3 protein-coding genes are annotated in these 7,657 nt (G+C 66.1%); 1 reads left to right on the plus strand and 2 read right to left on the minus strand.

The annotated features are described in order from the left end of the window. Positions 1–37: 37 nt before the first annotated feature. Complete coding sequence (locus ACGYLQ_RS19260; RefSeq protein WP_394444410.1) at positions 38–2,638, minus strand: chromosome segregation protein SMC; 2,601 nt, start codon at positions 2,636–2,638, stop codon at positions 38–40. Beyond that, complete coding sequence (locus ACGYLQ_RS19265) at positions 2,635–3,765, minus strand: exonuclease SbcCD subunit D (RefSeq protein ID WP_394444412.1); 1,131 nt, start codon at positions 3,763–3,765, stop codon at positions 2,635–2,637. Before ACGYLQ_RS19265 ends, ACGYLQ_RS19260 begins: the two co-directional genes overlap by 4 nt. A 372-nt stretch (positions 3,766–4,137) precedes the next feature. Between ACGYLQ_RS19265 and ACGYLQ_RS19270 the strand changes: the two genes are divergently transcribed. Further along, positions 4,138–7,017 carry a response regulator gene (locus ACGYLQ_RS19270; protein ID WP_394444414.1) on the plus strand — a complete coding sequence of 960 codons (2,880 nt, stop codon included), beginning with the start codon at positions 4,138–4,140 and terminating at the stop codon, positions 7,015–7,017. The last annotated feature ends 640 nt before the right edge of the window (positions 7,018–7,657 follow it).

A 7,657-nucleotide genomic window follows, 5' to 3' on the forward strand; every position in this document is an offset into this window, starting at 1 on the left:
AGGCTAACGCGGAACGGGGGGAAAAGTTCATTCGGCGCTAGGGGGCCACCGCTTGCAGCCGCAAAGCCTGCCCGCCAAGGGCGCGAAAGGCGCGTTGGCGGCAGGTCAGGACGATGATCTGCATATCCCCCGCCTGCCGGTGAAGCGCGTCGAACATCCGCTCGATCCGGTCGTCATCGGTAAAGACCAGCGCGTCGTCCAAGATCACCGGCGCGATACGCCCCGCCCGGGCGAGCATCCGCGCGAAGGCCAGTCGCACCAGCAGAGCCACCTGTTCCTGCGTGCCGCCCGAAAGCACCTCGATCGGCTCTTCCCGGCCCTCACGGATCAACGCATGGGGCAGGAGCGATTCCTCGCCCCATGTCAGTTCCGCATCGGGCCAAAGCAGTTGCAGCAGCGGTTTGAGTTCCTTGACGATGGGGGTGAAATAACGCTCTCGCGCCTCGTTCCTTGCATCCTGCAAGGCCTCTTGCAGCCGGGTCAGCACCGCGACCTCATGGGCGATCCGGGCAAGGGCCGCTTCGGCGGCTTGCAATTGGTCTTCGGTCTCGGCAAGCCGTTCCTCCACTGCGTCGCCCGAGGCGCGGGTGATGCGTTCGCTCAGCCGGGCCAGCAGGGGGTGCAGGCGGGCGATCTCTTCTCGGGCCTGCGTCTCGACCGATTCCGCGCGGGTGAGCGCGGCTTGAAGGCTGGCCGCATCCGGCGCGTCTTTGGCTTTTTCGGCATGGGCGAGGCGGGCGGCCTCCAGCGCGGCAGCGGTGGTGACGGTTTGGGCGGCGAGGTCTTTTTCGGTGACATCCCCCAGCTTGGCCTGCTGCGCCTCGGCGCGCTGCAACCGGTCGCAGAGCGAGGCAAGCTGCGCTTCTTTGCCCGCCGCATCGGCCTTGGCATCGGCCAGCGCCTCGGCAGCAGTCTCACGCGCGATGCGGCAGCGCTCATGTGCGGCCTGCGCGGTTTGCAGCGCGTCTTCGGCCTGCGCGAGATCCGGCGCGCCGGAGACCTCTTCCGGCGCAGGAATGGCGGCGAGGGCTTGGTGCAGCGCGTCGATCCCATCGGGGGCGAGGCTGGCCAGCACGGCTTTCGCCTCTCCCTCCCGCGCGGCGGCCTCCGCACGCGCAGCGCCGGCGGCGCGGGCCTGCGCCAGATCAGCCGCGCCGATCTCGTCAAGGGCGGTTTGCAACCGGGCCGCGGCGGCGTCGACCGAGCCGTCTTCACCGCCGCCCGCGCCCGGCTCGACCTCCAAATCGCCGATTCCGTCGATCCGCAGGGTGGTGCGGCGCGGCAGGGGCAGGGGGGTGCCATCGGCCAATGGGCCGTCATCGCCGTGGATGGCGCCCGATTGATTGGGGGCGTAGCGGACCGTCACCTGCGGGGCCGCAGCGTCGCGGGCGGCGCGGCTGGCAGAGAGTTCGGCGGATAGTCTTTCCAACCGTTGCAGCGCCGCGGCGTCCGGGCCGGATTTGGCGGCGGCAGCTGCGGTCTCCATCCGGCGGCGGGCGTCTTCGGCCTCTTTGATGCGCGCTTCGAGCGCGTGGCGTCGGTCAGCACCATCGCGCGCGGCACGGGCGCGGAGGGCGTGGCGGTGGTCATCCTCGGCGATTTTGAGCGCTGTTCGGGCATCGGCGGCGGCGGCCTCTGCGGCCTCCAACGTGGCGCGACGGTCTGACAGGGCGGCGCGGGCCGCCTCCGCCGCTTCGCGTGCTGCAGCCTCGGCGCGGCGAGCGGCCTTTTGCTCGGCCTCTCCGGCGCGGTAGCTGTCGAGACGCGAAGTGGCGCTTTCGGCGTTGAGACGGGCCAGTTCCACGGCCCGGCTCAACGCTTCCATCTCTTCCGCGTGGCGGGTCGCGGCGGCATGGGCGGCGCGGGCGGCCTCCAGTTTTTCGCGCCGTTCGGCGACCACCTCGGGCGCTTCAAGCTCGGCCAAGGCGCGCCGCGCGCGCTGGCGTTCGGCCAAAGCGTCTTGCAACGCGCGTGCGGTCGCGGCCAGTTGATCGCGCGTGGCCGTCAGCGCCTCGACCTGATCCTGCGCCTCTTTCCACGGCCCACCGGTGCGTGGCCGTCCGGTGCTGGTGGCGTATTGGGCAAGCTCCTCGCGGCATTGCGCCAGCGCCTGATCCATGCGCCGCCCCCCGGTCATCGCCTCTACCTCGGCCCCGACCGAAGTCATCAGATCGCGCCGGGCCTCTAGCGCCAGTTTCTCTTCCTTGGTCGTGCCGCCGGTCAGCGCGGTCATCCCCTGCCGCACCCAGATCAGCCCCGAGGGGCCGCCCGCATCGCCGCCCAAAAGCTGCGCGATCCATGCTTCGGCCTCATCCGCCTGCGCGATCAGCTTGCCCTCGCGGTGCACGGTGGCCAGGGGCTTTTGAAACCAGCGTTTGTGCAGGGCAAAACGGCCCGCCTCGGTCTCGACCTCGATGGTCACCTCGGGCGCGCCGCCTGCATGGGGGCGCAGGGCCGATACCTCTTTGTCGCGCGAACCGAAGGGTTTGAAAAACAGCGCCTGTATCGCATCGAAGAGGGTGGATTTGCCGTGCTCGTTCGGCTCGCTCAGGACGTTGATCCCATCGCCGATCCCGGTGACCTGCGCGGGGTCGGTGAAACGGCGGACGTTGTTGAGGGTGATGGCGCGGATTTTCATGTTTTTGCCCCCTGCACATAGGCATGAAGCCGGGCCAGCGCATCGGCGGCCACGTCACGGTCGGATTGAGGAAGGGTCTCGGACCGCGCCTCGCTCACCAAGGTTTCCGCCGCCATGCGCAGCGCGCCGCCGCGGTCGATCTCATCAAGGTCCGCGGCCTCATACTGCGTGCCCAGCCCCTCGGTCAGCAATTCGAAATGGGCAAAATCGGGGGCGCAGGCTTGGGCCGCGTGGGCAAGAGCCGCGCGATCGGGAAGGCTGGCCCAGCCTCCCGCCTTGACGCGCAGGAGGTGGTCCCTGCGCCCTGCCTCGGGCAAGAGCGCCTGCAAAGCCGCCGCGACATCTTGCCGGGGGTGCAGCGTGACCTCGGCCTCCGACCACAGGAAACTGCCGGTCTCGACCTCTTCGATCTTGGGCCGTGCGCCGGGGCCTGCGAGTTCGACCGCAAGGCAGACGCCACGGCGCCCGTGTTTGAACCGATCCTGCTCGGGCGTGCCGCAGTAGTGCACCCGGTCAGAGACGGCCATCCGACCGTGCCAGTCGCCAAGGGCGAGGTAGTCGAGCCGCGCGCGCTGGTCCCGGTCCGGCGCGATGGCCTCTCCGCTGTCAGTAAAATCGGTCACCCCGCCATGGGCAAGGCCGATGCGCAGATGGCCGTCGGGGCTGTGCATGCGGTCCAGCGGGGCGCTTGGGTCACTGGCGCCCGCGCGAAAGGCGACGGGGCAGGGCAGCAGGCTGACACCCTCGGCCATTTCGATCGGGGCGGCTTCGGTAAGGGCACGCAGATTGGGCGGCGCATCGCGGGCGATTGCCTCCCATAGGGGTTCGGCATCGCGCAGGTTGTCGTGGTTGCCGGGCAGGAGCCACCACGTCACCTCCGCCGCCTCGCCCATGGCGGTGAGCGCCTGCCGCAGCACGCTGGCCGAGGGCGTGGCGGTGTCGAATGTATCGCCCGCCAAGAGCACATGCGCCGCGCCGTGATCCCGCGCGGCCTGGGCCAGTTTGGCAATGGCGCCATGCCGCGCTTCCATCAGACGCCCCCGGATATTACCGTCGGGCGCTTGCGGAATATTCGCGAACTTGCGCCCGATGTGCAGGTCGGACGCGTGGATGAAACGGAATGTCATGCGGGGGTCCTGAATGGCTTTGGCAAAGGGCGGGGGTGAAATAGGCAAAGGGCAATGGTCGATCGGCTGCGCGGCCAGCCGGGGCGGCCCATCGCTGCCACCCCATTCATGGCAAACTCAGCGCGGAGTGCAAGGCCATGCAAAATATGCGCGAATTTCTGGCACTCGGCAGATTGCGCGCCAACTATGCCCGAAACGCGTTTAACACGCAGCGGGGCCATTGCCCAAACCCGACAGTTCCGAGATAGGATACCATGTAGACCCGCATTCGAAATCCGCCCCCGCGTGGCGGGCACCGCTTGTCAGCTGCGGGCGTCCTCGCGCCCTTCGGCCTGTCGATCAGCACTTTCCATTGGATAGAAGACCCCCAAGATGAACCACCACTTTGAAAGAATCCTCCAAGCTGCGCCGTCGCCTTTTGTATTGTTGGACAGTGAGCTTCGGGTGGTCTGGGCCAATGACGCCTATCTGCAGGTCACGGACCGCCAGTTGGAACGGCTTATCGGGAAAGTCCTGTTCCAAGAGTTCCCCTCGGACCCCGAAAGCGAGTCGGGGCGGATGTTGCGCGCGTCTTTCGAGCGGGTGTTTCGCGACGGCACCACCGATCACCTGCCGGTCATTCCCTATCCGATCGACACCGCCGATGGCAAAACCGAAGACCGCTATTGGAGTGCGACCCATACGCCGATCTTGAGCCCGGAAGGGGAGGTGGAATTCCTTCTGCAACACACGCAGGATGTGACCGAAGCCTATATCGCAGAAACCCCCGGCGAAGAGCGAGCGGGCTCTGCCCATGCCGCCGTGATGCGCCGTGCACATGAGGTGACGCAGCAGAACCTCGAGCTTGATACCGGCATCAGCCTTTTCAAGATGATCTTCGAACAGGCGCCGAACTTCATGGTCACCCTTATGGGGCCGAACCACGTCTTCCGGACGGTCAACGCCGCCTATATGCAATTGGTCGGCCAACGCGAGCTAATTGGCAAACCCATCCGCGAAGCCTTGCCCGAAATCGCAGGCCAAGGCTTTTTCGAAATGCTGGACGAAGTCTATCGGACCGGCAAGGCCCTTAGCCAGCATGGGGCCGAGGCGTGGCTGCAACGCAGCGACGATGGCCCGGAGGAGCGTGTCGTCGTCGATTTCGTTTTCCAACCGCTCGACAATGTGCGGGGCGAGACCATCGGCATCATGATCCAAGGCAATGACGTGACCGCCCATAAGCTTGCCGAAACCCGGCTGCGCGAGGCCGAGGAGCGGTTCCGCACCATGGCCCATACCATGCCGGTCCATGTCTGGACCGCCACCGCCGATGGGCAACTCGATTGGATCAGCGATCAGGTCTATGCTTTTTCGGGCGCGGAACCGGGCAGTTTGGTGGGCGACGCTTGGCCGAGGATCATTCACCCCGATGACCGCCCAGAGGCGATTGCGGCTTGGGCCCATGCGGCTGAGACCGGAACGGTCTACGCGACCGAATTTCGCATGAGGCGGGCCGACGGGGCCTATTGTTGGCATCTGGTGCGCGCCGCGCCGATCCGGGACGACCAAGGCGCTTTGATGCGGTGGGTTGGCACGAATTCCGACATTCACGAGCAAAAAGAACTGTCGCGCCAATTGGCCGATCTGAACACGACGTTGGAAGAGCGTGTCGAGAAACGCAACCGCGAGCTGGAAGAACTGCATGACCGATTGGCGCAGAGCCAGCGGGTCGAGGCGGTGGGCAATCTTGCCGGGGGCATCGCCCATGACTTCAACAATCTGTTGCAGGTGATGACCGGCAGCCTGACCATGGCCGCGCGCGAGATCGCCGCGGATTCGCCTGCGCGGGTGCGGATCGATGCGGCGATGCGCGCAGTGGAGCGCGGTGCCTCGCTCTCTTCGCAACTGCTCGCCTTCAGCCGCCGCCAGCCGTTGCAACCCCGCTCGATCGACCTGCGCGATCTGCTGCGGGATATCGACGACATCATGCGCAGCGCCTTGGGCGAGGGGATGGAGGTCGAGATCGACACGCCCGAGGCTCTCTGGCCCGCCTATGCCGATGCCGCCAGCACCCAGAACGCGGTGCTGAACCTCGTGATCAATTCGCGCGACGCGATGGAGGGGCGCGGCAAGCTGAGGATCGCTGTCGAAAACCGGCACGTCGGCCCCGACGAGCTTTTTGGTGAGCCTGACATGGTGGCGGGCGACTACGTCGAGGTCAAAATCATCGACCACGGGCCCGGCATCCCGGCCGAGACGCTGGCCAAGGTCTTCGACCCTTTCTTTACCACCAAACCCGTGGGCAAGGGCACCGGGCTGGGCCTGTCCACCGTCTATGGCTTCGCGCGGCAATCGGGCGGGCGGGTGACCATCGCCAGCCGCCCCGGCGCGGGCACGACGGTGACGTTGCTGCTGCCGCGGGCCGAGACGGCGGCGGAGCCATTGCAGTGGCACGACCCATCCGAGATCGCGGGCGGGAGTGAGACCGTGCTGCTGGTCGAAGACGACGCCGAGGTGCGCGACGCCACCGCCGCTTTGCTGACAGACTTGGGCTATAGCGTGCGCACCGCAGAAGACCCCACCGCGGCGCTCAGATCAGCGCGGCAAGCACCGGACTTCGACCTTGTGATATCGGATGTCGTCATGCCCGGCGAGTTCAGCAGCCGCGAGATGGCCGAAACCCTTCAGGCCGAGCGGCCCGATCTGCCAATCCTGTTCATCTCGGGCTATTCGCGCGATGCGATCGTACGTGATGGCCGGGTCGATGCCGGGGTGCAGTTCCTAGCCAAACCCTTCACCAAAGACGCTTTGGCGATCAAGGTGCGCGATGCGCTGTCTTCGGCTCCGGTCACCTCGACCAAGACCGAGACCCCGGCGCAGGAGCTGCCCGACCGGCCCCGTCATGTGCTGCTCTGCGAAGACGACGCGCTGATCCGGCTCGATCTGGCGGATATCCTCAGCGGGCTTGGCACCGAAGTCACGGAAACCGCCTCGGGGCAGGAAACCTTGGACAGGCTGCAAGCTGGCGCGTACGACGTGTTGCTGATCGACGTGGGCCTGCCGGATATCTCAGGCGAAGAGGTGGCGACCCGGGTCCGGGCAACGCATCCCGATATGCCGATCATCTTTGCCACTGGCCAAGCAGAAGTCCCCGCCGCCGAAGCGCTGGGCCGCTGCGCCGTGGTGCAGAAACCCTTCGGCGACCGCGACCTTGAACGGGTTTTCACGCGTTTGGGCCTTCTGGCACAGACGGAAACGGCGACGGCGGTGTGACGCGGCCAGCCGCCCTTCGCGACATCCCGCGCGGGGGCGGCTGCGGCATAAGAACAGCTTGCGCCACCCCCCGCAAAGCCATGCAGAAGGCCGTGACCCAAAGACGGAGCCCGCCGCATGCCCGACCAAAAACTCACCCACGCCGAGGTTTACCGCGCCGCGCGCCTGAGCGTGGCGCCGATGATGGATTGGTAGGGCATTCCTTTTCTCGTTTTGATTCAGTGGCTTACAGGCCATTTCCGAGGTTTTTAGCGCTTTAGTAGCAGAGTTGGGCGCTCAAAGGTTTGAGCTCAGTTTCCAAAATTGATCGCCTCACCGGATGGGGCTCCATGCCGTCGAGGGCAATGGCTGGGGGAGGCTCGTCTGAGGCTTTGAGCAGGAACTCGGCCGGGAAATCGCGATGCGCGCAACATTTTTCTGCGCCGGCGCGGCCTGTGCGGTTTTGCTCACCTACGCATCGGCGATACTCCGGTTGGAATAGTTAAGTGGACCCTTTCTGCCGTTCGCTGCAGGCGCTCAGTTTTCTCTGCGGATGTAAGAACTTGGGGATAGAGGGCGGAAATCTGATGGGGTGGATGGCTCCTGCGTCAACCGGCGTCGCAATGCGCCATAGTGCAGTTGTCAAAATCTGCTTATGAGA

Source organism: Sulfitobacter sp. 1A12779 (assembly GCF_043557315.1).
Classification (GTDB): domain Bacteria; phylum Pseudomonadota; class Alphaproteobacteria; order Rhodobacterales; family Rhodobacteraceae; genus Sulfitobacter; species Sulfitobacter faviae.

What these genes read in the sequence shown, in the direction of transcription:
- ACGYLQ_RS19260 (WP_394444410.1), bottom strand. Translation starts at nt 2,638, where the DNA reads ATGAAAATCCGCGCCATCACCCTCAACAACGTCCGCCGTTTCACCGAC.
- ACGYLQ_RS19270 (WP_394444414.1), top strand. Translation starts at nt 4,138, where the DNA reads ATGAACCACCACTTTGAAAGAATCCTCCAAGCTGCGCCGTCGCCTTTT.
- ACGYLQ_RS19265 (WP_394444412.1), bottom strand. Translation starts at nt 3,765, where the DNA reads ATGACATTCCGTTTCATCCACGCGTCCGACCTGCACATCGGGCGCAAG.